The sequence below is a fragment of the Solwaraspora sp. WMMB762 genome, from assembly GCF_049179115.1.
Taxonomy (GTDB): domain Bacteria; phylum Actinomycetota; class Actinomycetes; order Mycobacteriales; family Micromonosporaceae; genus Micromonospora_E.
Window position 1 is genome coordinate 692,199 of record NZ_JBMHMD010000001.1, and the last position, 24,168, is coordinate 716,366.

At 70.4% G+C, this 24,168-nt stretch carries 19 protein-coding genes; 11 read left to right on the plus strand and 8 right to left on the minus strand.

The genetic code is table 11. The features are described 5' to 3' along the window. Nucleotides 1–38: 38 nt before the first annotated feature. Both ACN27J_RS03310 and ACN27J_RS03315 read left to right on the plus strand, forming a co-directional pair. Entirely contained in the window at nt 39–686 is a 648-nt protein-coding gene (locus ACN27J_RS03310) for a condensation domain-containing protein (RefSeq protein WP_421363401.1), read from the plus strand. Between the two features lie 165 nt (nt 687–851). Beyond that, nucleotides 852–1,196: a phosphopantetheine-binding protein gene (locus ACN27J_RS03315; protein WP_421363403.1), complete on the plus strand. Its 345-nt coding sequence runs from the start codon at nt 852–854 to the stop codon at nt 1,194–1,196. Nucleotides 1,197–1,277: 81 nt separating this feature from the next. Here the strand turns inward: ACN27J_RS03315 and ACN27J_RS03320 are convergent, their stop codons facing one another. Beyond that, entirely contained in the window at nt 1,278–2,051 is a 774-nt protein-coding gene (locus ACN27J_RS03320) for a thioesterase II family protein (RefSeq protein ID WP_421363406.1), read from the minus strand. 43 nt (nt 2,052–2,094) lie between these two features. Next, nucleotides 2,095–3,147 (minus strand): M20/M25/M40 family metallo-hydrolase, encoded by a 1,053-nt coding sequence (locus ACN27J_RS03325; protein WP_421363409.1) that lies wholly within the window; start codon nt 3,145–3,147, stop codon nt 2,095–2,097. 74 nt (nt 3,148–3,221) lie between these two features. Between ACN27J_RS03325 and ACN27J_RS03330 the strand changes: the two genes are divergently transcribed. From ACN27J_RS03330 to ACN27J_RS03340, 3 genes are all read left to right on the plus strand, one after another. Then, nucleotides 3,222–3,344 (plus strand): hypothetical protein, encoded by a 123-nt coding sequence (locus ACN27J_RS03330; protein ID WP_421363412.1) that lies wholly within the window; start codon nt 3,222–3,224, stop codon nt 3,342–3,344. 49 nt (nt 3,345–3,393) lie between these two features. After that, entirely contained in the window at nt 3,394–5,127 is a 1,734-nt protein-coding gene (locus tag ACN27J_RS03335; protein ID WP_421363413.1) for a cellulose-binding domain-containing protein, read from the plus strand. Nucleotides 5,128–5,385: 258 nt separating this feature from the next. After that, complete coding sequence (locus ACN27J_RS03340; protein WP_421363415.1) at nt 5,386–6,648, plus strand: MFS transporter; 1,263 nt, start codon at nt 5,386–5,388, stop codon at nt 6,646–6,648. 22 nt (nt 6,649–6,670) lie between these two features. On the opposite strand, the gene ACN27J_RS03345 is transcribed toward ACN27J_RS03340, so the two are convergent. Then, nucleotides 6,671–7,354, minus strand: a complete 684-nt coding sequence (locus ACN27J_RS03345) for a nucleoside/nucleotide kinase family protein (RefSeq protein ID WP_421363417.1) — start codon at nt 7,352–7,354, stop codon at nt 6,671–6,673. 180 nt (nt 7,355–7,534) lie between these two features. Between ACN27J_RS03345 and ACN27J_RS03350 the strand changes: the two genes are divergently transcribed. The 3 genes from ACN27J_RS03350 to ACN27J_RS03360 all read left to right on the plus strand — a co-directional run bounded on the left by ACN27J_RS03350 (nt 7,535) and on the right by ACN27J_RS03360 (nt 11,579). Then, nucleotides 7,535–8,959 (plus strand): family 43 glycosylhydrolase, encoded by a 1,425-nt coding sequence (locus ACN27J_RS03350; protein ID WP_421363419.1) that lies wholly within the window; start codon nt 7,535–7,537, stop codon nt 8,957–8,959. A 79-nt stretch (nt 8,960–9,038) separates the two neighbouring features. Further along, the gene (locus ACN27J_RS03355; protein ID WP_421363422.1) at nt 9,039–10,493 is read left to right on the plus strand and encodes a glycoside hydrolase family 43 protein; all 1,455 of its coding nucleotides are present in this window, start codon (nt 9,039–9,041) and stop codon (nt 10,491–10,493) included. Nucleotides 10,494–10,592: 99 nt separating this feature from the next. Next, nucleotides 10,593–11,579, plus strand: coding sequence for a diacylglycerol/lipid kinase family protein (locus ACN27J_RS03360; RefSeq protein ID WP_421363425.1), 987 nt, complete (start codon nt 10,593–10,595; stop codon nt 11,577–11,579). A gap of 27 nt (nt 11,580–11,606) precedes the next feature. Here the strand turns inward: ACN27J_RS03360 and ACN27J_RS03365 are convergent, their stop codons facing one another. The 3 genes from ACN27J_RS03365 to ACN27J_RS03375 form a co-directional block, all read right to left on the minus strand. Continuing rightward, nucleotides 11,607–13,694 (minus strand): glycogen debranching N-terminal domain-containing protein, encoded by a 2,088-nt coding sequence (locus tag ACN27J_RS03365; RefSeq protein WP_421363427.1) that lies wholly within the window; start codon nt 13,692–13,694, stop codon nt 11,607–11,609. Continuing rightward, a complete protein-coding gene (locus ACN27J_RS03370) occupies nt 13,666–14,079 on the minus strand; it encodes an SCP2 sterol-binding domain-containing protein (protein WP_421363429.1) in 414 nt (137 codons plus the stop codon). Before ACN27J_RS03370 ends, ACN27J_RS03365 begins: the two co-directional genes overlap by 29 nt. Nucleotides 14,080–14,175: 96 nt before the next feature. Beyond that, nucleotides 14,176–15,165 (minus strand): threo-3-hydroxy-L-aspartate ammonia-lyase, encoded by a 990-nt coding sequence (locus tag ACN27J_RS03375; protein ID WP_421363431.1) that lies wholly within the window; start codon nt 15,163–15,165, stop codon nt 14,176–14,178. 394 nt (nt 15,166–15,559) lie between these two features. Here ACN27J_RS03375 and ACN27J_RS03380 point away from each other — a divergent pair, with 394 nt between their 5' ends. The 3 genes from ACN27J_RS03380 (at nt 15,560) to ACN27J_RS03390 (ending at nt 21,835) form a co-directional block, all read left to right on the plus strand. Then, entirely contained in the window at nt 15,560–17,014 is a 1,455-nt protein-coding gene (locus tag ACN27J_RS03380; RefSeq protein WP_421363434.1) for an endo-1,4-beta-xylanase, read from the plus strand. A gap of 239 nt (nt 17,015–17,253) precedes the next feature. Next, nucleotides 17,254–19,311 (plus strand): DNA gyrase/topoisomerase IV subunit B, encoded by a 2,058-nt coding sequence (locus tag ACN27J_RS03385; RefSeq protein ID WP_421363437.1) that lies wholly within the window; start codon nt 17,254–17,256, stop codon nt 19,309–19,311. Between the two features lie 40 nt (nt 19,312–19,351). Further along, nucleotides 19,352–21,835: a DNA gyrase/topoisomerase IV subunit A gene (locus ACN27J_RS03390; protein ID WP_421363440.1), complete on the plus strand. Its 2,484-nt coding sequence runs from the start codon at nt 19,352–19,354 to the stop codon at nt 21,833–21,835. Nucleotides 21,836–21,884: 49 nt separating this feature from the next. On the opposite strand, the gene ACN27J_RS03395 is transcribed toward ACN27J_RS03390, so the two are convergent. Together ACN27J_RS03395 and ACN27J_RS03400 are read right to left on the minus strand one after the other, a co-directional pair. After that, the gene (locus tag ACN27J_RS03395; protein WP_421363443.1) at nt 21,885–22,832 is read right to left on the minus strand and encodes an aldo/keto reductase; all 948 of its coding nucleotides are present in this window, start codon (nt 22,830–22,832) and stop codon (nt 21,885–21,887) included. Nucleotides 22,833–22,852: 20 nt separating this feature from the next. Continuing rightward, the gene (locus ACN27J_RS03400; RefSeq protein ID WP_421363446.1) at nt 22,853–24,136 is read right to left on the minus strand and encodes a glycosyltransferase 87 family protein; all 1,284 of its coding nucleotides are present in this window, start codon (nt 24,134–24,136) and stop codon (nt 22,853–22,855) included. Nucleotides 24,137–24,168 lie beyond the last annotated feature (32 nt).

Genomic DNA, 24,168 nt, shown 5'->3' on the forward strand with positions numbered 1-24,168 from the left:
TTTGCGACATCACGCCGACGCTGCTGGACGGCGCCGGGGTGGATGAACGGAATCTCGAACGATGGGCGTCGGATGCCGAATCGTATCGGCTGCGTTTCACGGTGATTGGCGGCGCGCTCCGGCAGTATCTCGCCGGCGTACCCGACACGCACCTGCGAATGGTGGATCTGAGCGGCGAGCCCGATCCCGGTGCGGCGGCGCACGCGGCCATGCGGGCCGACCTGGGCCGGCCGATGGACCTTCTCGACGCCCCGCTCTTCGCGCACACGCTCTTCGTGCTAGGCGGCGGCCATTTCCTCTGGTACCAGCGGCTGCACCACCTCGTCGTCGACGGCTACGGGCTCTCGCAGTTCACCGAGGCGGTGGCTCGCGTGTACGACGCGCTGGTCGGCGGGCGGGTGCCGGCCAGCGGGCTCGAACCGGTCTCCGCGCTGATGGACGCCGACCGCGCGTACCGCGACTCCGCGTTGCGCGACCGCGACCGTGCCTTCTGGTCCGTGCACCTGGCGGACCTGCCCGAGCCGCCCGGAGCCGGCGGGCGGCGGCAGAGCTGGCTGCCGGACGAGATCGCGCGGCACGCCCGGCAGGTCGACGCCGGAACGACGGCCGCGTTGCGGGCGGCCGCGAGCGGGGTGCGCACGGGCCTCGGCGGGCTCGCCATCGCGGCCGCCGGGCTGTACGAGTAGCGGGTTACCGGCTCGCGCGACGTGGTGCTCGGCGTGCCCGCCGTCGGTCGTGTGGGCAGCGCGAGTTGGCCGCGATCGGCATGACCTCCAACGTGCTGCCGCTGCCGCTGCGGATCGACCCGTGCGAGCCGGTCGGCGAGTACGTCCGCCCGCACGGCCCGCACGGTGCGGGAGGCGTTGCGGCACCAGCGATACCGGTACGAGGACCTGCTGCGCGACCTCCACGCGGTCGACGGCGTCCCGCCGCCGGCCACGCCCACCGAGGAGCTGCTCTGCGTGGCGTTCGCGGAGATTCTCGACGTGGCCGCCGCTGGCGTCGAGGACCGCTTCTTCGCCCTCGGCGGGCACTCGCTCAGCGCGACCCGGCTCATCAGCCGGATCCGCGCGGCGACCGGAGTGGCGGTGCCGTTCCAGACGCTCTTCGAGCAGCCCACCGTGGCCGGGCTCGCCGGCTGGGTGGACGCACCCGGTTCCGGTGAGCAGCCATCGAGAGTTGAGGTATCTACGTAGGAATCGTTCACGTAGACTTGAGATCATCTCCTCCGGCCGTCTCGCGAGCGGTACAGCCAGCGGCCGTCTCCCGGTCATCGGTCACCGGTGGGGCGCACCATCGCGCGCCGACAGCAACCGGGCAACGATGTCGAGGACGGCTGGGCGGTGCTCGTTGAGGAAGAAGTGCCCGCCGGTCATCGTGTGGACGGTGACGCCTGCGGTGGTGTGCCCTCGCCACGCGTCGGCCTCGTCCGGGGTGGTCGTCGGATCGTTGGTCCCGGTCAGGACCGTAATCGGGGCGGAGATTGTGACGTCCGGGGTGCACCGGTAGGTCTCGATCGCGCGGTAGTCGTTGCGGATCGCCGGCAGCAGCAGCGCCCGCATCTCCGGGTCGGCGAAGACGCGGCTGTCGGAACCGTCGAGTGCCGTCAGTTCGGCGACGAGTCCGTCGTCGTCGAGGGTGTGTACGCGTTCCTCGCGACGCCGGGACGGAGCGCGGCGTCCGGAGACGAAGAGTCGGCGAGGGATGTGCCCCAGCCGGTCCTCCAGCCGTCGCACCACCTCGAAGGCGACCGTCGCGCCCATGCTGTGCCCGAAGAGGGAGACGTCGTCGCCGAGATCGGGCAGGGCGGCGAGCGCCTCGAAGATCCCGTCTGCGAGGTCGGCGACGGAACCGGTGCAGGGCTCGTCGTGGCGCTCCATGCGGCCGGGGTACTGCACGGCGAGGACCGCGACGGCGGGGGCCAGGGCCGCTGAGTGCCGGAAGTAGAAGCTGGCGCTGCCGCCGGCGTGCGGGAAGCAGACCAGGCGCGGCGCGTCCGCCGCCGCCGAGTGGTACCGGCGAATCCAGGCACCTGCGGTGATCGATGTCATGGGTGTCAGGATGCCGTCCGGGCTTCGCGGGCGCCAGTTCCAGCTAGCCGAGCCGCTCCGCCAGGATCTCCACGGCCAGGGCGGTGGCTGCGACCACGTCCGCCACCTGCGTCATGCTCACCGTGTCGGGCACGTCGCCGGCCTGGTGGTAGTGCGGGTTGCGGAAGTTGGCCGTGTCGGTGATCTGGACCGCGGGCAGACCGGCGTCCCAGAACGGCAGGTGATCGCTGCGCGCGAAGTGCTGGGTGAACGGTACGAACCGGCCGAGCAGCGGCCCCAGCACCGGCAGGTCGGTGGGCGCGCGAAGCAGGACGGCGCCGGTCGGGCCGTTCAGCTGGGTCAGCGCGGCTGCGAACAGGGCCGCCATCGTCCGACTGGACCGCTGGTAGAGCACTGCGGCGAAGTCCGCCTGCTGTCCGTTGCGCCGGATTCGGCTGACCTGCCCGGGGTAGAGCAGGTCGAGTCCGCGCGGCAGCTGCTGGCTGCCCGGCTCGGTGCTGGCGAATCCGAGCATCTCGAACACGTAGGCAGCGACCACCTCTCGCCCGGTAGCGAACATCTGCCGCACCAGGTGACGGGCACCGTGAAAGCCGAGTTCCTCGTGGTCGACCGCGACGAGCAGCACCGTTCGGCGGAATCGCGCCTCACCGAGCAGCCGGGCCAGCTCCAGTAGCCCGACGATGCCGGTGCCGTTGTCGTCGGCGCCGCCGGTACCCGGGACCGTGTCGTGGTGGGCGAGGACCAGGACCGCGTCGGAGAGCTCACCCTCCTTGCCTGCGACGATGTTGACGCCGTCGATGTCCGCGTCGGTCAGGACATCCGCGTACCGACCACTCGGCCCCCACTGGGGGACACCTCGTGCGTGGAAGTGGTCGAGCCGCGCCGTCCATCCCGCTGCTGCGAAACGGTTCCGCAGGTCGATGTCCAGTGCGGCACAGATATCCGGGGCGAGTGCCCGTACCCGGGGTGCCGGAAGGGCTTCGAGCTCGTGGCCGAGGGCGTCGTCGTCGATGGCGGCGCGCAGCTTACGTACGCGTTCGGTCTGCGCGGGCCCGAGAACGGGTAGGCGAGGTTCGGCTGCTCCAAAGATGATCAACCTTACATCGACAGTTGACAGCGTATCCAGTTGACAGCGCGTGAGCCAAGCGTAATATAGATAGACATCTATCGATGGTGCGTTCGCTGTCTTCCCGTCGGACGATCCACCACGCCGCGCTGCCCGGTGCCACCCGTGCCGCGCCACACCGGGACACCTCGTACTTCGGGCTGCCCGGGGTGGTCGACCGTACGTGACAGCGCGCCCTGTCGATCCGTCCGCACAACAGTGGAGGAGAGCCAGCACATGCGCTTACACCGGTACCGGTCCCGGCTGTGGTCAGCCGTGACCGTGGCAGCCGTCGTCGGCGGAAGCGGAGTGGCCGTCACGGCCGCGTACGCTGCCGTCGGATGCGGCGTCACCTACTCCGTCGCCTCGCAGTGGCCGGGTGGCTTCACCGCCAACGTGGCCGTCACCAACCTCGGTGACCCGGTCAGCTCGTGGACGCTGACCTGGAGCTACGGCAACGGTCAGCAGATCACCCAGGCATGGAACGCGACGGTGTCGCAGAGCGGTGGACAGGTCACCGCCCGCAATGCCAGCTACAACGGCAACATCGCCACCGGGGCGACCACCACGTTCGGCTTCAACGGTTCGTGGAACGGCAGCAACGCCGCGCCGACCAGCTTCGCGCTCAACGGCACCACCTGTACGGGTTCGCCGACCGATCCCACCACCCCACCGCCCACGACCGCGCCGCCGCCGACCACCCCGCCGCCGACCATGCCGCCCGGCGACCCGACCTGGGGCACTGCGCTGCCACCGGCGAGCGCGCCCAAAAGTCGGGCGTACGAACTGATCGCCACCGCCAACGAGAAGGGCTACCTGCCGCGAGCCGGCGAGTGCTCGGTCGAGATTCACGCCCGGTACTGGACGTACGGCCCCGACGGCAAGGTCTACCCAACCTGGCACCCGACCCGGGACCCGAGCGGCTGCTACTTCGGCCACGAGCATGGTGACGATCCGCGGACCTCGGACCTGTACAGCACCGCCGGCTGGCCCGCCTTCGGGTACACCAGCGAGGTCATGCTGGACAACATGCCCGACCACAGTCACCGCCACGAGGACCACGTCGGGCACAAGGTGCTGGTGGTGAACAACAGCAACGTCATCCAGGGTGACAACGGCACCAGCTTCTTCCCGCCGCAGGGGCCCACGATCGCCGTCTGTGACATTCTGCTGAAGTTCCACCAGGGCACCCACTCGCCGGACGCGTTCACTAACAACGTTCACGAGTTGCTGTTCAACCAGCGCTGTGTCGGGAGCAACGGCGGTCCGGTCACCGAGGCCCGGTACAACGCGATGATCCCGCTCGGTCGACCCGGCGGCTTCAGCCCAAGCGAATGCCCCGGATTCGGTCGTCCTTTCATCAATGTCGCACCCCCGGTGCCGGCGGACTCGCCGTCGGACACCCGATCGCTGGGCCGGTTGATCGCCGAGACCGGCTGTATCGACGCGATCCGGGAAGGCCGTACCCACTTCGACCCGCTCTACCCCAACCCGGTGCCGTTCACGGTTTCCGACATGGACGACTTTTGGTTTTCCGACGTGCAGGTGACGGGCTCCGGGCTGGACTTTCACCTCGCGCCGCTGTTCTACGTCGTCAATCCATCCCGGTACTACGACCCGAGCCTGCCGAACAGGATGGGCCGGATCGTGGACCTGTGCTACACCGACCTGGCCGGTGGCGACTACTGCGCCGAGGCTCGACAAGTGACCCAGCAGACCGGCCAACAGGTCGCCTGGAACGATCCGCGCTCGCCGTTCAAGGGCACTCTGCGCGAGTACCGGCCGGGCACCTTCTCAGTGCGCAACAGCGGTCCGTCCACGGTCTACACCGACGTGTACGGACGCAACGCCTCCACCACGCCGTTCCCCGGCTCCATCGAACAGTACCTATCAGGTAACACGGGGACCGAGATGTACGTGCGGGGATCCATCAAGGACTACGCGGCGACCGGAGTCCACGCCCCGAACTGACACCTCTGACCCGGGCATCTCCGGCCACGGTACGCCGTGAGCCGGCCGGCCCAGCGCAGGGCGGGCCATCGGCGACCCCGATGGCCCGCCCGTCGGCTGTACCCCGGCACGTCGGCCGGGCAACGCCGGAGAAGCACCGCAGCCGCCCGCCGTAAAGAATCTTGACAACGTCCCGCCACAGCCGACGTCTCGTAGAAGAGGTCAACGCATGTCTGTGCCAGCGCCCAGGGGCATAGTCGCCGAGAGCCCCGGCTGACCATGCTGCCCGCAGCGGTCGAGGCCCGCCGGACCCGACACCGTCCGATGGCCGCGCTGTTCACCGGCGCGGCGGTGACCAACGTGTCGATGATCGGTGCGAGCACGGTGAGCACCCTCGTCGGAGCGCAGTTGCTCAGCCCGCTGTGGAGCGGCATACCGAACGCGGCCGGGATCGTCGGCTCCGCCGTCGGCACCCTGACGCTGGCCGCCGTGCTGGCCAGACGCGGCAGCCGTTCCGCGCTCGTGCTGGGCTACCTGATCGCGGTCGTCGGTGCGGTCGTCGCGGGCGGCGCCGTGCTGGCCGACGCGGCGGGCCCGCTGATGGTCGGCATGCTGCTGCTCGGTGTCGGCAACGGTGGAGCGCAGCTGTCCCGGTACTGCGCGGCGGACCTGTACCCGCCCGACCGCAAGGGCTTCGCGGTCGGCGTCGTCGTTTGGGCGGGTACGGTCGGTGCGTTGGCCGGGCCCAACCTGATCGCGCCACTCGCGCGGTTCTCCGCCGGGCTGGGTCTGCCGCCGCTCGCCGGGCCGTACCTCCTGGCGCTGGTCGGTGCGGGTGCCGCGGCAGCGGCGTCGGCGACCCTGCCGACGACCCGGGCCGGCACGCGGCATGGTGCCCCGGGGCCCAGTACCGTGTCGCCCGGAGTGTGGCGACGTCCGGTGGTCCGTACCGCGGTGGTGTCGATGACCGCCGGCCAGGTGTCGATGGTCGCCGTGATGACGATGACGCCGCTGCACATGGACATGCACGGTCACGGCCTCGGCGCCGTAGGTGCGGTGGTCAGCGCACACCTGCTCGGCATGTTCCTGCTGGCGCCGCTGTCCGGGCACATCGTCGACCGGTTCGGGGCACGGACGGCGATCCTCGCCGGTGTCGGGTTGATCGCTCTGTCCACGATGGTCGCGTTGGTGCCGGCGGCCGCAAGCGCGCAGCTGTACGTCGCGCTGTTCCTACTCGGTTCCGGCTGGAACCTCACCTTCGTCGGCGGCAGCGGTCTGCTCACCCAGTCGTTGACACTCGCCGACCGCCAGCACGTCCAGGGCGGCGTGGACGCGATCGCCTGGGGTGCCTCGGCGGTGGCCAGTGTCGGTGCCGGAATGGTGCTCGGCACCGTCGGGTACCCGGTCTTGGCGGTCAGCGCCGGTGCGGCGGTGCTGCTCCCGTTGTTCCTGCTGGCCCGGGCGGACGGCTCGGCGGCGGTTCCCTCCTCCGGCGGAACCGAGGATCCGCCGGACCGGCGCGGCGGGCAGTCGTGCTGTTAGCGCGCGGCGGGCAGCCGTCCTGCTAGCGCCCACCGGGCCGGGGCCGGTCGGCCGGGCGCGGTGCGTTACCGTCGGCCGGCCCCAACGCGGTCATGTCGACGACGAGGTCGGCTCGGTCCCGGCCGGCCTTGATCAACCGGGCGTTCGGGTCGTCCACCGTGGCTACCCAGGCGTGGGCGGCAGCAGGTGATTTGCCGAACTCGATGTGCCGGCGGATGAGACGGTCCCGCCGTACGTCGTCGTCGAGTTGGCAGAACCACACCTCGGCCAGCAGCGCGCGCACCGCCGGCCAGGGCTCTGTGTCCGCGAGCAGGTAGTTACCTTCGGTGACGACCAGGCGTGCCGGTGGGTCGACCGCGATGGTGCCGGCCACCGGCTGTTCGAGGTCGCGTTCGAAACCCGGCGCCCAGACGGTCCGGTGTCGTTCGGTCCGCAGCCGGTGCAGCAGGGCGAGGTAGCCGTCGCCGTCGAAGGTGTCGATGGCACCTTTGCGGTCGCGCCGGCCGAGCCGGTCCAGCGCCGCGTCGGACAGGTGGAAGCCGTCCATCGGCACCAGCGCCGCCGGGACCCCGACCTGCCGCAGCCCGGCGACCAGCAGCGCCGCCAGCGTCGACTTGCCCGCTGCCGGACAGCCGGTGATGCCGAGGACGAGTCGGCCATGGCGGGGGACAAGCCGGTGGGCGCGTGCGACGAGTTCATCGAGCATGCACCAGCTTAAGCAGCGCAGGGGAGCCGCTGGCCGACTCCCCTGCGGACACGGGTACCCGCCGCCGGCCCGCGACCCATTGACATCGACCCTGCGGGCAGTTAACACTGTCGATTCAATCCGGCAATCGCATGGCAATCACATCAGGTGCTCTGTTAGCGCTAACATAGGAGGGTCCGAATGCATGCCGGCTCGGCGTTCGTGCTCGCCACCCTGGTCTGTGCCGGTCTGCCCGTTGTCGCCGGCGACACCGTAGCCGGTGGCGGCGACACCCACTCGATGGCGACCGCGGCGACCCTGCCATCCGGTGCCGCGTCGCTGGAGTCGGTCAACTACCCCGGCCGGTTCCTGCGCCACCAGGACCAGGGGGTCCGACTCGATCCGGTGGGTACGTCGAGCCCGCAGCAGACCCGGCTCGATGCCACCTTCGTGATCGTCAACGGACTGGCTTCGCCGGACTGCTACTCGCTGCAGACCCGCGACGGGCTCTTCCTGCGCCACCGGGACTGGCAGCTGCGGGTCGACACCAACACCGGTGATGCCGCGTTCCGTAGCGACGCCACCTTCTGCCCAATCGACGGCGTCGTCGCCGGAACGATCGCGCTGGCCGCGTACAACTACCCGACGCACCGCGTCCGGCACCGCGACTTCACGCTGCGGCTCGACGCGTACCAGGATACCGAGATCTTCCGGGCGGACAGCTCCTTCCGGATCGCCGCCCCGTGGGCACCGTCCCCACCTGCGGGACCCGTCATCCCAGGGCTCTTCGCCGATCCACACCTCACCACCTTCGGCGGCCGGTACTACCTGTATCCGACCACGGACGGATACGCCGGCTGGTCCACCACCTACTACAAGGCGTTCTCCTCGCCGGACCTGGTCAACTGGACCGATCACGGGGTGATCCTCGACCATGAACCGGACGTGTCGTGGGCCGACAACTCGGCGTGGGCGCCAGCGGTGGCACACCGCGACGGTCGCTACTACCTGTACTTCTCTGGCGGCGCGGCCAGTGGGGACACGGTCAAACATCTCGGTGTCGCGGTCGCCGACTCGCCGGTGGGACCGTTCCGCGACGCGCTGGGCCGGCCGCTGATCCGTGGCGGCCAGTACTCCGGCCAGGCTATCGATCCGATGGTCTTCACCGACGACGACGGACGCGCCTACCTGTACTGGGGCCAGGGGGCCGCCCGGGTCGTCCCGCTCAACCCCGACATGGTGTCGTTCGACCCGGCACAGGTGCGGGTCATCACGCCGTCCGGCTACAACGAGGCGCCGTTCGTCTTCAACCGCGGCGGCACCTACTACTTCATGTGGTCGGAGAACGACACCCGCAGCGAGGACTACCGGGTGGCGTACGCGACCGGCCGGTCCCCACTCGGGCCGTGGACCAACCGTGGCGTGGTGCTGCAGAAGCGACTCGCCGACGGGATCCGGGGCACCGGGCACCACTCGGTGGTCCGCGCCCCGGACAGCGACACCTGGCACATCGCCTACCACCGCTTCGCCGTACCGGCCGGCGACGGCACCAACCGGGAGGTCGTCATCGACCCGATGGAGTTTGCCGCCGACGGCACGATCCGCCCGATCGTGCCCAGCCGGTGAGTTCGCATCGCACCAGCCCGGTAGGCAGCGGACCGCCGGCACTGGCCGGACCCGACCAACTCCGACAGAAGGAGACCCGATGCCGAGAACCCTTGCCCGGCTCAGCGCCATCCTCGCCGCCGCCTGCCTGCTGTTCACCTCATGGTCGGTGACCGCAGCGAGACCGGCTGCCGCCCTCGATCCGTTCACCGGATACCTGATGGCCCACTTCACCGGTGAGTCGGCCAACGGCGAGCAGATTCATCTGGCGCACAGCACCGACGGGCTGCACTGGACCGACCTCAACAACGGCAGCCCGGTCCTGATATCCACAGTGGGCACACGTGGTGTGCGGGATCCGGTCCTGGTCCGCTCACCGGCCGGCGACCGGTACTGGATCATCGCCACCGATCTGCGGATCGCCAGCGGAACGTCGTGGAACGACGCCGCCAACCGGGGCAGCACCTCGATCGTGGTCTGGGAGTCCACCGACCTGGTCAACTGGTCGGCACCGTGGCTGCTCAACGTCGCCAGCGGTATCGCGGGCGCCGGCAACGCCTGGGCACCGGAGGCGATCTACAACCCGGCGACCGGTGACTACGTCGTCTACTGGGCGACCAACTCGGCCCGCAACGGGGTGACCAAGCACCGCATCTGGTACGCGCGGACCAGCGACTTCCGTACCATCGGTACTCCGCAGCTCTACATCGATCGGGGTAGCGGCCAGGGCATCATCGACACCCAGATCATCGAGGTCCCGAACAGCGTCGGCGGCTACCGCTACTACCGGGCGTCGGCCGACGGTCACATCACCATCGAGGCGAGCAACTCGATCCTCGGTAACTGGACGACCCTCGGTAACCTGTCGCACCTGGGCATCTCCAACGGCACCGGCGGCGGCAACGTGGTCGAGGGCCCGATGTGGGCCCAGTTCAACGGCCGTAACGAGTGGGTACTCTGGCTTGACCAGTACGCCACCGGCCGCGGCTACCTGCCGGTCACCTCGACCAACCTGGGCAGCACAGGCAACTTCCGGACCCGGTCGGACTACAGCATGGGCGGCAGCCGCAAGCGGCACGGATCGATCCTCAACCTGACCGCGGCCGAGCAGTCCCGGGTGCTTGCCCGCTGGGGCGCGACCACCCCGGTGAACCGGATCCAGTCGTACAACTACCCGGACCGCTACGTGCGGCACGCCGACTTCGACGTGCGCATCGACGCCAACGTCAGCCCGGCCCAGGACGCGCAGTTCCGGCTGGTGCCCGGCCTGACTGGCGGCTCGGGGTACGTCTCGATCGAATCGGTCAACTATCCGGGCCACTACCTGCGGCACTACGCGTACGACTTCGAGTTGGCACCCGACGACGGCTCGGCGGTCTTCGCCGCCGACGCCACCTTCCGCCGGGTCGCCGGCCTGGCCGACGCCGGATGGTCGTCGTTCCAGTCCTACAACTTCCCGGACCGCTACATCCGGCACTACGGCTACCAACTGCGCCTCGACCCGATCGCCGACGCGCAGGCACGCGCCGACGCCACCTTCCGCGTCACCGGCTGACCCGGTGGGCGGTGTCGCCGCCGACGGAGACACCGCCCACCGGCGGCGCGGACCGGCGTCGACTGGTCCGCGCCGACCCCGGTGGCCCACACTGACCTGGTGCAGAAGCAGACAGCGCCGGTACGGTCCGCCGTGGTGGTCAACCCGACGAAGGTCACTGACCTCGACGGCCTGCGAGCGGCGGTCGACGCGACCCTGGCCGAAGCCGGCTGGGCGGCACCGATCTGGCTGGAGACGACGGCAGCCGAACCGGGGCGGACGCAGGCCCGGGACGCGGCCGCGGCCGGGGTCGACGTCGTGTTCGCCTGCGGCGGAGACGGCACCGTGATGTCGTGCGTCGCCGGCCTGGTCGGCACCGACGTGGCGCTCGCCATCCTGCCGGCCGGCACCGGTAACCTGCTCGCCGCCAACCTGGGGCTGTCGACCGACCTCGCGGCCGGGCTGGAGGTCGCGGTGGAACGGCAGACCCGCCGGCTCGACGTCGGTCGGCTCGACGACGACCGCTGCTTCGTGGTGATGGCCGGCATGGGGTTCGACGCGAGCATGCTGGCCGCCACCTCCGAGCAGGCCAAGGCACGGATCGGCTGGCCGGCGTACGTTGCCGGCGCCGTGCGGCACCTGCGGGACCGGCCGATGCCGGTGCGGGTCCAGATCGACGACCAGCCGGCGGTACGGACCCGGGCCCGCACCGTGCTGGTGGCCAACGTCGGCCGGCTGCAGGGCGGGATGACCCTGCTGGCCGACGCCGAACCCGACGACGGTCTGCTCGACGTCGCCGTGCTGACGCCACGGACGCTGCGGCATTGGCTCGCGCTGGCCTGGGCACTGGTGCGGGGCCGGCGACGGGTGCCGCGGATGCAGGTATACCGGGGGCGCGAGGTGTCGGTGGTCAGTGACCGCGACCAACCCCGCGAGCTCGACGGCGACCTGATCGAACCCGGCGCCACGCTGCGGGTGACGGTCCAGCCGGCGGCGCTGCTGCTGTGCGTACCGCGTCCGGCGGATGACCCGGACCTGTCGGTGGACGCCGGTGCGGCCGCGCGGCGCGGCGCGGCACTTGTCGAACGTACCCGTCACGCGCAATGACCCGGCCCGGGGCGTGACCGCCCCGAATCAGCCGTTGTCGGTGCGTCCGAGCCGGGCGAGCAGCCCGGTGTGCTGCCGTTGGTGGCTCTCAGCCCGCCGGCCTAGCGCATCCGCCCGGCCCCACCGGCCGGGCACGTCGAGCAGCTCGATCCGAGGTATCGACGGCGGGAGATGCGGGTCGACGCCCAGATGGTCCTGGTACGGGGTGAGATCCAGCATGGTCCGCAGCAGCAGCAGGACCGCCCCCGCCGACCAGCCCTGCGGGCTGCACGCCGTCGGGTACTCGACCGGATATCCGGTCAACTCGCGCCGGTAGCCGGCGAAGGCCTCCGGCAGCCGTCCGTCGAAGAACCCGGACGCCTCGATCATCCCTTCGGCGATCCGGGCGGCCTCCTCCCGGAACCCGTACCGGCGCAGCCCCCACGCGATGATCGAGTTGTCGAACGGCCAGACCGACCCCACGTGGTAGCCGACCGGGTTGTACCGTGCCTCGGTCTCGGCCAACGTCCGTACCCCCCAGCCGGAGAACATCGCCGGCCCGAGCAGATGCTCGGCCACCTTGCCGGCCCGGTCCGGCTCGACGATGCCGCTCCACAGCAGGTGCCCCATGTTCGACGACAACGCGTCGACCGGGGTGCCGTCCGGGTCGAGAGCGAGCGCGTAGTATTCGCCGTCGGCCACCCAGAAGTCGCGGTTGAACCGCTGCTTCAGGTCGGCCGCCTCCCGCTCCAGTCGGTCGGCGTACGCCGGGTCGTTCCAGAATTCGCGGGCCAGCCGGGCGCCACGAATCTTGGCGTCGTAGGCGTAGCCCTGCAGCTCGCAGGTTGCCCTCGGCAGTGCGGACAGCCGTCCGTCACGGTAGGAGATCGCGTCCCAGGAGTCCTTCCAACACTGGTTCTCCAGGCCATTGCGGGTGTTGCGTCGCCAGTAGGAGACGTAGCCGTTGCCGACCAGGTCCCCGTACTCGTCGATCCAGTGCAGCGCGGCGCGGGCCTGGCGTTCGAGCCCGCGGACCAGTTCGACGTCGCCGCTCCACCGTTCGTACTCGTCGAGCAGGATCACGAACAGCGGAGTCGCGTCGGCCGAGCCGTAGTACGGAGTGTGTGGCTGCTCCTCGAACGCCGCCGACTCGCCGTACCGGAACTCGTGCAGGATCTTGCCGGGCTCCTCCTCGCGCAGGTCGTCGAGGCTGCCGCCCTGCAACGAGCCGAGCAGCCGCAGCACCGGGGGAGTGAGCCGGGGCAGGAACGGCATGGTCTGCAGGCTGATGAAGATGCTGTCCCGGCCGAAGAGCGTCATGAACCAGGGCAGTCCGGCGGTCGGGATCGGCCCGGTGGCGGTCAGCGAGGCGTACCGCATCGCGGCAAGGTCGATCAGGCTGCGCTCGTACGCCGTGGTGAGGTTGGGATTGTCGGCGAGCAGCTGCGGCGCCCGGTCGATCCAGTGCTCGAGCTCCTGGCGCACCTGCGGTCGGGCCCGGCGTCGGTAGGCCCCCCAGATGGTCGGCGACGCGGTGTCGCCGCCGTTGATCACCGGTTCCACCCGGAGCTCGGTCTGCCATTGACCGCGCGGCTCCAGGCTGACGTCGAACGTCATGCCGTCGTCGTCGATCCGGGCCGCGAGCGTGCTGGAGATGACGGTGTCCCGCTGGAACGTCTCCCGCCGGTAGCTGTATCGCAGCCGACCTTCGTCGTGGTGGACCGACTTCGTGCCGCGCTTGTGCTGGACGTCCTTGATCTCGAACAGGTCCGCGAAGTCGGTGTCCATGTCGACTCGCAGGGTCAGGACGGCCGGCGCGATGTCGTGGTTGAGCACCGTGAGCCGCTCGACGAACGCCGTGCCGATCGACTGCTCCCGGATGACGGACAGCTTGGCGTCGATGTAGTGGGTGGGCCGGCCGGGCACGAGGAAGAACCGGGTCTCGAAGAAGTGCAGGTCGTCCTGGGAGAGCGCATTCAACCGGTGGCCGTCGATCCGGAGCACCCAGGTGGACAGGAAGCGCGTGTCGAACGAGAACAGGCCGGTCGGCAGGTCCGGTGAGGCGGTGACGTCGCCGCGCTCGTCAGTCACCACGAAGGTGTTCCCGTCAAGGATGCTGACTGTCTTCTCGTTCATTCTCGGCGCCACCTCTCCGGGTGAAGTCCCTTGGATGCAGCCCGGACGGGACACGGCCGAAAAGGACCCGGCAGAGCTGGTCCGCGAGCCCCAGATCTCCCTCGACGACGACCGCGTTACGGAACAGCAGGGGGATGAACCGGTCCTCGCCCCGGGCCAACCGGTCGAAGCAGACCCGGTCGCTGCGGACGATCGAATCCGGCTCGGGCCCCGTCGACGACACCTGGACCTTCCCGGTTCCCAGGGTGACAAACCAATGTGTCGTCCTGCTCTCGTCGTGTACGTCGAAGCGAATGGTGCCGCTCAGCCGGGCTGGCAGCCGGGTCAGGACCGAGCTTGCGTCGCGGGCCAGCCGATCCAGCGCGTCCTCGACAGTGCCGACCATCCGGCCCCACCTCCTCACGCCGTGTGACGTCCCCGGTGCACCGTAGGTCGGGCCGAGACCGGCCCGCATCACCCGCGTCGGGTGAGTTACCTGGGATCAGCCGGCCGGGGGCGACCCGGCGGTGGACAGCAGGTCGACGAAGCGCCGGGTGTCGACGTTGCCGCCGGAGACGATCACGCCGACCCGCCGTAGCGTCGATACCGGCCGACCTGCCAGTAGGGCGGCCAGCCCGGACGCGCCGCTGGGCTCGACGACGATCCGCATCCGGTCGAAGGCGAACCGCATCGCCATCCGGATCTCGTCGTCGTCGACCAGCGCGATGTCGTCGAGCAGTTGCTGGTTGATCGCGAAGGTCAGCTCACCGGGCGTCTCGGCGGCCTGCCCGTCGGCGATCGTGCGCGGCACCGGGATGGTGACCCGCCGGCCGGCGGCCAGCGATCGCAACGTGTCGTCGCCGGCCGCCGGTTCGACGCCGACCACCCGGATCCGGGGCAGCAGTCCTTTCGCCGCGACCGCGGTGCCAGCCGCCAGCCCGCCGCCGCCGACCGGCACCAGCAACGCGTCGAGCGGGCCGACCTCCTCGACCAGCTCGAGCGCTGCGGTGCCCTGCCCGGCGATGACGTGCGGGTGATCGTACGGTGGGACCAGGGCCAGTCCCCGTTCGGCGGCCAACGCCGTACCGATGGCGACCCGGTCACCGGTGTACCGGTCGTAGGTGACGATCTCGGCCCCGTAGCCGCGGACCGCCGCCGTCTTGGCCGCCGGCGTGTCCTGCGGCATCACGATCACTGCGGTGCTGCCCAACTCCCGGGCGGCCAGCGCGACGGCCTGGGCATGGTTGCCGGACGAGTACGCGGCGATGCCTCGGGCCAGCTGGGCCGGTGACAGCCGGGAGATCGTGTTGTAGGCGCCACGAAACTTGAACGCCCCGACCCGTTGCAGGTTTTCGCACTTGACGAAGACCTCGGCGCCGACCATGGCGTCCAGAGTGCGCGAGCGCAGCACGGGGGTGCGGTGCGCGGCGCCGGCTATCCGCGCGGCCGCGTCGCGGACGTCGTGCAGGGTGACCGGTGTCGAGTCCGTCAAGGTGCTTCCTCCCGGGGCGCTCATCTGACAGAGTTCCATACAGCGGCCGGGCGAGTCGCAGCCGGCCGGCTGGTGTCCATGCCGCATTGTCCGGGCGCGGCCGGCACCGCCGACCCGTAGCGCGACGGTGCCGCTGACGGTGTTGCGCGCGGTGTCCGGATCTGCCCGGATCTTTTCCGAAAATTTCGGTACCTCTGGTCTCGCCATCAGGTGCCGACGCCGTGCTGCCATCCTCCGGATCGCTGGTCGAGCAGCGGGTCGCCCGGTATCGGTCTTGGTCATTGAGTTACCGGAAGTTTTCCGTTAACATCGCTCAACAGCACTTCGATCAAAGTCGATGTGTGGTCGAGGTCTACCTGGCGACCACACTCCGCACCGAGAGGCAACCATCACCATGACCCATCTATCCGCCAGCAGACCGAGGAGAAGGGGACCGCGGGCCGCGTTGGCCTCCGCCGCGGTGGTCGCCCTTGCCGCCGGTACCGCGCTGCTGTACGCGACCTCCGCCAGCGCCGCCGAATCCACGCTCGGCGCGGCCGCGGAGCAGTCCGGCCGGTACTTCGGTACCGCCGTCGCGGCCAACAAGCTCAGCGACTCGACGTACGTGAACATCCTCAACCGGGAGTTCAACAGCGTCACCGCTGAGAACGAGATGAAACTCGACGCCACCGAGCCGCAGCAGGGCCAGTTCAACTTCAGCAACGGCGACCGGATCGTCAACCACGCCATCTCCCGCGGCATGGCCGTCCGCGGCCACACCCTCGCCTGGCACTCCCAGCAACCCGGCTGGATGCAGCAGATGGAAGGCGCTCCGCTGCGCCAGGCCATGCTCAACCACGTCACCCAGGTCGCCTCCTACTACCGAGGCAAGATCCACTCCTGGGACGTGGTGAACGAGGCCTTCGCCGACGGCGGTAGCGGTGCCCGACGCGACTCCAACCTGCAGCGCACCGGCAACGACTGGATCGAGGCGGCGTTCCGGGCCGCCCGCGCCGCCGACCCCGGCGCCAAGCTCTGCTACAACGACTACAACATCGACAACTGGTCCTGGGCCAAGACCCAGGCCGCGTACAACATGGTCCGCGACTTCAAGCAGCGCGGCGTGCCGATCGACTGCGTCGGCCTGCAGTCGCACTTCAACAGCGGCTCGCCGTACCCGTCGAACTACCGCACCACGCTGTCCAGCTTCGCCGCCCTCGGCGTCGACGTGCAGATCACCGAGCTCGACATCGAAGGCTCCGGCAGCAGCCAGGCCAACACCTACCGCAACGTGGTGCAGGACTGCCTGGCGGTGTCCCGCTGCACCGGCATCACCACCTGGGGCATCCGGGACTGCGACTCGTGGCGCAGCGGCGGCACCCCGCTGCTGTTCGAGTGCAACGGCAACAAGAAGCAGGCGTACGACTCGACCCTCGCCGCGCTCAACGCCGGCGGCACCCCGCCGCCCACCACGGCCCCGCCGCCGACCACGGCCCCGCCGCCGACCACGGCCCCGCCGCCCACGACGGCTCCGCCGCCCACCACGGCCCCGCCGACCTCGCAGCCGCCGGGTGGTGGCAACTGCTCAGCCGCGGTGATCTCGCTCGACCAGTGGCCAGGTGGCTTCGTGGCAAACGTGCGGGTGACCGCCGGGTCCGCCTCGACCAGCAGTTGGACGGTCACCATGACCCTGCCGTCCGGGGCGGCCGTCACCAACGCGTGGAACTCGCAGGCCAGCGGTAGCAGCGGCACGGTGCGCTTCAGCAACGCACCGTGGAACGGCCAGATCGGTGCCGGGCAGTCGACCCAGTTCGGCTTCCAGGGCACTGGCACCGGCAGCGGGATGACCCCGACCTGCAGCGCCGGCTGACGGCAACCACCCCAGGACGGGGCCGGTACGCGGGACGTCCCGCGTACCGGCCCCGTCCGCGTGCGGCGACCGGGAGCGCGGGCCCGGCGACACCCCGGTACCGGCCCGGCGCGGCGCTGTCGGTGGCTGCGGTTACGCTCGTCGGACGGTGGCTCGCAGGCCACCGTCGTTGCCCTGCCGGCCGGTCCTGTCCATCGGTGAGGTGGGGCACCGTTGGCCGGCACCGGGAGTTCGACGCGTTGACTGCACAATCTGAGACGCTGTACGGAGCAGACGACCTCACCCACCTGGAAGGGCTGGAGGCCGTCCGCAAGCGGCCCGGCATGTACATCGGCTCCACCGACAGCCGGGGCGTCGGCCATCTGCTCAACGAGATTCTCGACAACTCCACCGACGAGGGCGTCGCCGGCCACGCCAGCCGGGTCGAGGTGACTCTGCACGCCGACGGTTCGGTCCAGGTCGACGACGACGGCCGGGGCATCCCGACCGACGTACACACCCGGTCCGGGCTGTCCGGGGTCGAACTGGTGCTGACCCGGCTGCACGCCGGCGGCAAGTTCGGCGGCTCCGGTTACAAGGCGTCCGGCGGCCTGCACGGGGTCGGCGCGTCGGCGGTGAACGCGCTCTCGCTACGGTTCGACGTACGGGTCAAGCGGGCCGGCCGGGTGTCGGAGATGTCGTTCCAGCGGGGCGTCCCGGGGGTCTTCGACGGCCCTGGCCCGGCCGCCGGTTTCACCAGGCAGTCGGGGCTGCGGGCGGTCGGCCGGATGAAGCGCGGCGAGGCCACCGGCACCTCCATCCGCTACTGGTACGACGCCCGCTACTTCGACGTCGGCGCCGCACTCGACGTGGCGGCCGTGCGGACCAGGCTGCGTAACACCGCCTTCCTGGTGCCCGGGGTCACCTACGTGCTGCGCGACGCCACCTCCGGCGAGCTGGTCGAGGAGGTGTACCACCATCCCCGGGGGCTGGTCGAGATGGTGGAGTTCCTCACCCCGACCGGGGACCGACCGGTCAGCGGTACGCTGTTCATCACCGGCACCGGCACCTACAAGGAGAACGCCGCCGACGCCAACGGGGTGATGCAGTCGGACGTGGAGCGCCGGGCCGAGGTGGAGGTCGCCCTCGGCTGGGGCACCGGTTACGAGCGGACCGTCGAATGCTTCACCAACACCATCCGTAACGTGCACGGCGGCACCCACCGGCGGGGTTTCGAACGCGGGTTGACCCGGGCCGTCGTTGACGCGGTACGCAACAGCCGTGGCCTGCTCAAGCCCAAGGAGGATCCGCCGACCGTCGACGACGTCCTCGAAGGCATGACGGCCGTGGTGCACGTGCGGATACCGGAGCCCCAGTTCACCTCGCAGACCAAGGACGAGCTTTCCACCGCGGGCATCACCCGGGTGGTCCAGACGGTGGTGGAGCGGCACATCAAGTCCTGGGTGGAGGATCGTCGGACCCGTACCGAGGCCCGGACCGTGCTGCAGAAGGTTGTCGACGCGGCCCGGGTCCGGCTGACTCAGAAGCAGCAGAAGGACGCCGCTCGGCGCAAGACCGCCCTGGAAGGGGCGTCCATGCCGCCGAAGCTGGTCGACTGCCGGTCGACCGGCCTGCAACGCAGCGAGTTGTTCATCGTGGAGGGCGACAGCGCGCTCGGTTCGGCCCGGATGGCCCGCGTCGCCGAGTACCAGGCACTGCTGCCGATCCGGGGCAAGATCCTCAACGTGCAGAAGGCCAACCTGGCCGACACGCTGCGCAACGCCGAGGTGGCGGCGATCGTCCAGGTCCTCGGGGCCGGCACCGGGCGCACCTTCGACCTGGCCGCCATGCGGTACGGCCGGGTGATCCTGATGGCCGACGCGGACGTGGACGGCTCGCACATCCGGACCCTGCTGATCACCCTGTTCGCCAAGTACCTGCGCCCGGTGATCGAGGCCGGCCGGCTGTACGCGGCGATGCCTCCGCTCCACAAGATCACCACCAAGGGCCGCAACGCGGAGACCATCTTCACCTTCACCGAGGCCGAAATGGAGCAGACCGTACGGCGCATCGAGCGGGCCGGGCGACAGGTCGTCACCCCGGTGCCCCGGTTCAAGGGCCTCGGCGAGATGGACGCCGACGAGCTGTGGGAGACCACCATGAACCCGGCGACCCGCTCGGTACGCCGGATCACCCTGGCCGACGTGGAGGTCGCCGACCGCACCCTGGAGTTGCTGATGGGGGAGAAGGTCGAGCCGCGCCGCAACTGGCTGATCGACTCGGCCGGCCGGGTCGACCAGGAGAGCATCGACGCCTGAGCAGGACCCGCTCGATCGAGGAAGCGCTGGAAACGTAGAGATGGCACGCAGCAAGAGCAAGCAGTCCGGGGTCGACCTGTCCGCGTTCGACCAGGCCGGCGCCCGAATCCTGGACAACCCGCTGGAGACCGAGATCCAGGACTCCTACCTGGAGTACGCCTACTCGGTCATCTACGCCCGGGCCCTGCCCGACGCCCGGGACGGGCTCAAGCCGGTGCACCGGCGGATCCTCTACTCGATGAGCGAGCAGGGGCACCGCCCGGACCGGGGCTACGTCAAGTCGGCTCGGGTGGTGGGCGACGTGATGGGCAAGTTCCACCCGCACGGCGACACCGCGATCTACGACGCGATGGTCCGGATGGCGCAGCACTTCTCGCTCAACGTGCCGCTGGTCGACGGGCACGGCAACTTCGGCTCCCCCGACGACGGTCCGGCGGCCAGCCGCTACACCGAGGCGCGGATGTCCCGCCCGGCGATGCTGCTCGTCGGCGAGCTCGACGAGGAGACCGTCGACTTCAAGCCCAACTACGACGGCTCGCTGACCGAGCCGAAGGTGTTGCCGGCGGCCTTCCCGAATCTGCTGGTCAACGGGGCGTCCGGGATCGCCGTCGGGATGGCGACCAACATGATCCCGCACAATCTCGGTGAGGTCGTCGCGGCCACCCGCTGGCTGATCCGTCATCCCGACGCGAGTCTCGACAAGCTGATGGAGTTCGTCCCCGGCCCGGATCTGCCGACCGGTGGTCTGCTGCTCGGCCTCGACGAGGTGCGGCGTGCGTTCGCCACCGGGCGTGGGGTGGTGCGGATGCGCGCCAAGGTGCAGATCGGTCTGCTCGAGGGCAGCCGTGGGCGGCAGGCGATCACGGTGACCGAGCTGCCCTACGGGGTCGGCACCGAGCGGATCATCGAGAAGATCACCGAAGAGGTCAACAAGACCAAACGGCTGCAGGGCATCGCCGACGTCAAGGACCTGACCGATCGGGAGAACGGCACCCGCCTGGTCATCGAATGCAAGATCGGGGTGAACCCGCAGGCGCTGCTCGCCGATCTCTACCGGCTGACCCCGATGGAGCAGTCGTTCGGCGTCAACAACCTGGTGCTGGTCGACGGGCAGCCACGTACGCTCGGGCTGAAGGAGCTACTGGAAGCCTTCCTGGCCCACCGGTACGACGTCGTCACCCGACGTAGCCTCTACCGACGGAGTCGTCGCCAGGACCGACTGCATCTCGTCGACGGTCTGCTGATCGCCCTGCTCGACATCGACCGGGTGGTGCGGCTGATCCGCGGCAGCGACGACGCGCAGGCGGCGCGGGACGCGCTGATGGCCGAGTTCGGGCTGACCGCCGTGCAGGCCGGCTACATCCTGGACACCCCGCTGCGCCGGCTGACCCGGTTCGACCGGATCGAGCTCGAGGCCGAGCAGGACCGGCTGCGTAGCGAGATCGCCGAGCTGTCGCGGATCCTCGACGACCCCGCGGCGCTGCGGAAGCTGGTCTCCGACGAGCTAACCAAGGTGGCCAAGCAGTTCGCCACCCCCCGGCGGACCACTCTCGTCGACGGCGACCTCAAGGAGGTGCTGGCCGCCTCGGTCCCGGCCGGTCCGCTGGAGGTCGCCGACGACCCCTGCCAGGTCATCTTGTCCGCCACCGGGCTGGTCGCCCGCACCGTCGCCGAGAGCGAGGAGTCGGTCGAGGACGCCCGGCGCAACAGCCGGGCCCGGCACGACGCGGTGCAGGCCGTGGTGCCGGCCACCGCCCGTGGCCAGGTGCTGCTGATCACCAGCACCGGCCGGGCGGTCCGTACCGACGTCCTGCCGTTGCCGGTGCTGCCGCAGCGTTCCGGAACGGTGTCGCTGTCCGGCGGCATGCCGGTCGCCGAACTGCTGCCGTTGGGCGCGGGTGAGCAGGTCGTCGGCCTGGCCCCGGCCACCCAACGGGACGCGCCGGGACTCGCGCTGGGCACCCGCCACGGCGTGGTGAAGGTCTGCGCGCCGGACTGGCCGGTACGCGCCGACGAGTTCGAGGTGATCGGTCTGCGCGACGGCGACGAGGTCGTCGGGGCCAGTTGGCTGACCGACGGCACCGAGAGCCTGGTGTTCGTCACCACTGACGCCTCGCTGCTGCGGTTCGCCGCGAAGCTGGTCCGTCCGCAAGGGCTCAAGGGCGGCGGCATGGCCGGGATCAACCTCGCGGCCGATGCCCGGGTGCTGTTCTTCGCCGCCGTACGGACCGACGACCCGGTCCACGGGGAGCCGATGGTGGTCACCTCCACCGGGCACAACGTCAAGGTCACGCCGTTCGCCGAGTATCCAGCGAAGGGCCGGGCCACCGGTGGGGTCCGGGTGCAGCGGTTCCTCAAGGGCGAGTCGGGGCTGGAGCTGGCCTGGGTGGGCTCCCGCCCGGTCGGTGCCACCCCGTCCGGGGAGTCGGTGGCGTTGCCGCAGCTCGATCCGCGCCGGGACAGTTCGGGCACCCCGGTGATGCTGGCCCCGCAGGTCATCGGTCACCTGCTGGAACGCGGCTGATCACCGGCGGCCGGTCTGGTACCGGCGGCCGATCACCGACCCCGACCGGTCACCAGCCCAGCGGGGTGGCGGCCAGCCGGCGGTCGTGCCAGGCCCGGATCGCGGCGACGGTGTCCGCCGGCAGTGGGCCGTCGGCGGCACCGGCAATGCTGCTGGTGAGCTGGGCGACCGACCTGGTTCCCGGGATCACCGTCGACACCGCGTCGTAGCTGAGCAGGAAACGCAGTGCGCCGGCGAGCACCCCGACGCCGGCCGGCAGCAGCGACCGGAACTCGTCCACCAGGGCGGCGCGCACCGCGACGTCCTCGCGCGACCAGCGGTCCCGTACACCGGCGAAGACGCTGTCGGCGTGGTACCGGCCGGAGAGCCAGCCGGATTCCAGCGGCACCTTGACGATCGTGCCGGCACCTCGGTCGCGGGCCCGGCCTACCGCCGGCCACGGCTCCTGGTAGAGCGCCGACAACCGGACCTCGAACGCGGTGGACGCACTGGTGGACAGCACCAGGTCCAGATCGGCGCTCCAGTCCACCGAAGCGCCGTACGCCCGGATGATGCCTTTGTCCTGCAGCCGTTGCAGCACCTCGTAGTGGTCGCTGCGGCTGCCGTCGAGGATCTCCGGCGGCGGATTGTGCAGCACCACGATGTCGACGTGGTCGACGTTCATCCGGCGGGCGCTGCGCTGCACCGACGCCTCGATCTCGCTGGCCGACCAGTTCTCGGTGCCGTCGGGCAGATAGCCGAATTTGGTGCATATCACCGCCTCGTCCCGCCGTCGGCCGGCCAGGGCCCGGCCGATGTTGAGTTCACTGTGGCCGTCCGCGTACCCGGGTGCGGTGTCGATGAAGGTGACGCCGTTGTCGAGCGCGGTGTGCACGATGCGTACCGCCTCGGCCTCGTCCGGCCCGTCCGGCCAGTGCGGCGAGCGGCCCAGCTGCCAGGCGCCGAGACCGATGGCGCTGACCCGCATCCCGGTGGAACCAAACGGTCGTGTCTGCACTGCGAACCTCTCCGGTCGGGTCACTGTTGACTGTTCGACAGCGTATCGACATCGATGCGTTCGCGCGGCCCCGGCGCAGCTGCCTCGGCCGGCCCCACCGCTGCCGCCGCCCGCCGCCGGGGTCCGGTCCGGCCCGGCCGTACCCGCCAGCCGAGCAGCCCGAGCCCACCGAGCGCCAGCAGCACGTACAGGTTGCTGTAGATCAGCCCGAGCCCGGAGAAGTGCAGGTCCCACCCGCCCGGACTGGCCAGTACCCAGCTCGTGCTGCCCACCAGGACCAGCCAGCCGGCGGCGGCCGTGAGAATCGTCGACCTGCGGCCGTACCACCGTTGGTCACCGACGAGGACCAGCAGCGCCGGCACCCACCACACCCAGTGGTGGTGCCAGGAGACAGGGGAGACCAGCAGCCCGGTGGCCGCGCAGGCGAGCACCGCCAGCAGTTCGTCGCCGGCCCGCGCGCAGCGGACCGCGACGGTCATCCCGGCCGCGCCGACCAGCACCGCGACCACCAGCCACGGCAGACCAGGCCGCGGTTCGTCCAGCACCCGGGTCACCGCGCCGGACAACGACTGGTTCAGGATGGTCCGGGGATCCCCGGTGACCCGGTCGGTGTCCAGCAGCCCGCCGGTCCAGAACCAGTTCGAGTCGGTCGGCCGCCAGGCGAAGCCGACGCCGATCGTGGCGGCGAACGCGACGGTCGCGGTGGCGGCGGCCCGCAGCCGCCTGGTCAGCACCAGGTAGCCGATGAAGATCAGCGGCGTGAGCTTGATCCCGGCGGCGACACCTATCCCGAGCCCGTGCCATCGGCCGCCCCGGCCGGCGACCAGGTCGACCAGCACCAGCCAGGTTAGTAGCAGACCTACCTGGCCGACCTGCAGGTGACCGGTCACCGCGAAGATCGGCAACGCGCCGACCAGCGCACCAGCCGTCCACAGCGGCCCCAGCCGGGCGGGCGGCCCGATCCACCGCAGGGTCAGCCGGATGATCGCGACCAGCACCACCACGCTCGCCGACGTCCACCCCGCGACGGCGACCGGCATCGCGACCACGGCCAGCGGCTGCATCAGCAACGCGGCGAACGGCGGGTAGGTGAAGCCGAGCGCGATGCCGTCCGGGGTGCGGTGGACCGCCTGGTACAGCTGCCCGTCACCGCTGGCGGCGGCGACCGCACCCGCCCGGTACGCGGCCAGGTCCCCCCAGAACAGGCCGGTGGTGTGGTGCAGCATGCCGGCGGCGACGCCCAGCGCGGCGGCGAACGCGCCGGCGAACAGCCAACTGCGTACCGCCGGTCGTCGGTCGCCCACCGGCGCGGCCCCTGCGCGGGACACGTCCGTCG